This window comes from Streptococcus sobrinus DSM 20742 = ATCC 33478 (assembly GCF_000686605.1).
GTDB lineage: Bacteria > Bacillota > Bacilli > Lactobacillales > Streptococcaceae > Streptococcus > Streptococcus sobrinus.
In genome coordinates, this window is the sequence record NZ_JMLC01000046.1 from 1 (window position 1) to 3,503 (window position 3,503).

Consider the following 3,503-nt stretch of genomic DNA (forward strand, 5'->3'; position numbering starts at 1 on the left):
ATGTCTATTTTAGCATTTTGGAAAGGGTAAGTGATGAAAGCGGTATATATTCAAAAAACGGGAGACTCGTCTGTCATTCAAGTTGGCGACCTTCCTGTTCCTAAGGTGGAACCTAAAACCGTTCTTGTTAAAGTTCGGGCAGTTTCAGTTAATTATGTTGATACCTTTATTCGATCAGGACGTTACAAGACCCAACTGCCTTATCCTTATATTCTTGGGCGAGATGCTTTAGGGGAGGTCGTCGAAGTTGGTAATGGAGTTACTCAGTTTACTATTGGTGATTTAGTCTGGACCAATAGTATGGGTTATGATGGCAGGCAGGGAGTTACTAGTGAGTATGCTTTAATTTCGACGGAAAGACTTTTCTTAGTTCCCACAGGTGCTGATCCGGTCAAGCTAATTGGAGCTGTTCATTCCGCTGCAACTGCAGCCATAGTTTTACAGGATGTTATGCAGTTGCTACCAGATCAAACTTTATTGATTGAAGGAGCCGCAGGCCATGTGGGTAGCAAGTTACTTTGGCTTGCTCATAAGGCGGGAGCAAAGGTTGTGACAACCTCTAACCAGCGAGACTTTTCAAGATTGCGGGAAATTGGGAGCTCTGTCTGTTTTGATTATCATGATGATAGGCTTTTTCAAAAACTGGCAGAGCAATTTCCAACTGGTTTTGATCAGATTATTGATACCTCTGGAGAAATAGCCTTGCAGACTAATAGTGATTTGTTAGCTTTAAAGGGTGTCCTAACACTTATAACAACTCCTCAGGGAGAGATCTTTAGTGCTCGACAGTTATATATGAACTGTCAACAAATTAAAGGTTTTGTGATTAGTCATGCTAGTTTAAGTCAATTGCAACTAGCAGGAAAATTGTTAAATGAAGCCTTTAAAGAAGGTCAACTTTTAGAAGATGATATTGCCATTAGGAGCTTTGACGAGGCGGCTGAAGTTCACCGATTGTTGGACGAGAACAAAGAAAGGCGGAAAATTATATTAGTGCCATGATAGGGGAACACGCTCACGGTGATGTAGAAAAAATGTAGATTTTAGATGTAGGGGCATCAGATTTTCTTTTTGACATTACTCAATGGCCTTGTAGCTAAAGGAAGGAGAAAATTTATGAAAATCAATACCGATCAACTTTGGTCAGAAGCTGATAAAAAGGCTGTTACTTATACAACCTATTTGGTGGAAGAGACATCAGATATTAAGAATTATAATCCACGCCCTGCTGTGATTATTTGTGGTGGCGGAGGCTTTTTCAAGGTAACTGACCGAGAAAAAGAGCCAGTCGCCCTTTATTTCCTTAACAAGGGCTTCCAAGCTATTACGCTAGATTATAGAGTGGGCCAGGAAAGTGGCTATCCAGCTCCCTTGTATGACTTGGCTAAAATGCTTCTGGTCACAAGAGAAAAAGCAGAGCAATGGAATGTTGATCCAGATAAAATCATTTTTATTGGTTTTTCGGCTGGTGCTACCCACTGTGCTTCCCTGGCCAATCGTTGGAATGAGCCTTCTCTGCAAGCTTATTTTGCCTACCCAGAGGAAAAAATAAGACCAAGCTTAGTTGTCCTATCTTATCCTTTATTGGATTTCTCTTATCAATATGATAGCGTTATGGCTGATCCGAATAATCAGCAACCCACCAACTTATCTCCTATGCCCAAACTAGATTTTTTAACTGGCGCTTTGAAGACCGTTGTGGGTAAAGAATTAACCAAGGAAAATTTGAAAAAACACAGTCCAATTGAACATATTTCCAGAGATACCGTCCCTACCTTTATTTGGGGGATGCAAAATGATGACTGCATCTATAACAATGCTCTTTTAGACTATGCGAAGAAACTAAAAGACAATGGTGTCTTCTATGAATTACATATGTTTGCAGTGGGAGAACATGGTCTATCTGTCATTAATCGCAATACACAGGCAGAATTCTCAGATTATGAAACATTAGGAATTTGGAAAAGATTGTGTATGAACTTTATTAATCAGGTTTTAGGTTTAAATTAGAAAATTACAAAAAACGAGATTTTGATGTATGGTCAAAACCTCGTTTTCTAATGTCCAAAAAGAATAAAGCGGATAAGCTAGGGCAAGCTGATATGTAGGGAATAAAAAGTGTAGAAGTCCCATTTGGTCTAAAGTGGGGAGTAGCCACGCTGGTAGGCCCCGCAGCAAAGACTGTTTGTTACTGTCGCATCACCCGAATCAGCTGCAAGGTCTAAACAAAAATCTTCCTGCCCAAGGTGCTTATGGCTTCCACAAAAGGTAGTCGTCAAAAATAAGCCAAGATGTTCAGTCTAAGCCAATTCACTTTAATAAGGGAGACAAGGCATGCTATGACAGGATTCTGGAAGTAGACGATTATCAATAGATTAGTTATGTCTCCTACAGCAGTATCCGCTGGTGTGTTGATTTGGCTTATGAAAAATAATCAAATTCTCTTTACAATGCAGTTGTCAAAAGTTGTATTTGTGAAGAGATTTTTTTGTTTTTTAAAACTTAGCAAGGTATTTTTCCGGTGTCTTAACTGTTCTTTGCTTGTTCATAAGAGGATGTCCCAGGGCCACTTAGAACGCTTTCTTTGCAAAAGTTATTATTTTTTGATTTTTGTTTATCCATTAATCAGTCTTAATATATTCTTTCCTAAAACCATATTTTTAACTTCCAAAGATGGGGCTAAAAATTCGACTAATTCTTTGCTAATGAAAGGTTCTCCATAGGGGGCATCTGATCCAAAAAGACATTTATCTGGAATTTCCGCCAGAGCCATTTTGACAGCTAATGTAGAAAAAGCTGCTGATAAATCAACATAAGCATTGGCTGTCTCTTTGACGAAATCTATGACAGTCATCCACTGGTAACCTCCCATGTGTCCAAAAATAACGGGTGTTTGCGGATATTTCTTGGTCAGATTCATCAGTATTTCAATTCCTTTAGATGTGACAGGGTTGAAGGTATGCACCCATACTGGCAATTTTGGGAACTGTTCCAATGCTTTAAAAATAACTTCTAATTGGTAAATCTGTTCATCGGACCCTGGAGTAAATTCACCAATACCTTTAAAATCGTTTCCTATAATCTGCTCCTTAATCCATTTAATGGTTTCGTCTAATGACAATCCTAAAGGAAGGGAGCCAAAACCATAGAATTTATCTGGATATTGCTGGATAGCTTGAGCAACCTCTTGGTTATTTTGTCTCATTCTGTCTAATGGGGCGATTGTTTGACTATGGCCTGATAGTAACTCAAAAAGAGTATTCATTTCTTTTTTGAATTCAGAATAATTTTTGGCTTTTTCGGGGTGTGGTGTTGTACAAAATAAGATAGCTTTATCAACTTTGGCTTTTTCTAATTTATCCACTTGCATTTCTAATGGGAGCATGACGTGTTGGATGTTATCAATAATCCACGACAAACGCATGAATGTTTCTTCTCTGTTTTACCATAGACGATCACTTTTTTGACTAGATTAATTTCTTCAAATACTGGTCAAAGTTCAT

At 38.5% G+C, this 3,503-nt stretch carries 3 protein-coding genes; 2 read left to right on the plus strand and 1 reads right to left on the minus strand.

What is annotated here, in order from left to right:
• Positions 1-33 precede the first annotated feature (33 nt).
• Both BS63_RS0110170 and BS63_RS0110175 read left to right on the plus strand, forming a co-directional pair.
• Positions 34-1,002 (plus strand): alcohol dehydrogenase catalytic domain-containing protein, encoded by a 969-nt coding sequence (locus tag BS63_RS0110170; protein ID WP_002963380.1) that lies wholly within the window; start codon positions 34-36, stop codon positions 1,000-1,002.
• A gap of 114 nt (positions 1,003-1,116) precedes the next feature.
• On the plus strand, positions 1,117-2,010 hold the full coding sequence (locus BS63_RS0110175; RefSeq protein WP_002963379.1) for an alpha/beta hydrolase: 894 nt from the start codon (positions 1,117-1,119) through the stop codon (positions 2,008-2,010).
• Between the two features lie 604 nt (positions 2,011-2,614).
• Here the strand turns inward: BS63_RS0110175 and BS63_RS0110180 are convergent.
• Positions 2,615-3,424: an amidohydrolase family protein gene (locus tag BS63_RS0110180; RefSeq protein ID WP_029712493.1), complete on the minus strand. Its 810-nt coding sequence runs from the start codon at positions 3,422-3,424 to the stop codon at positions 2,615-2,617.
• Between the last annotated feature and the right edge of the window lie 79 nt (positions 3,425-3,503).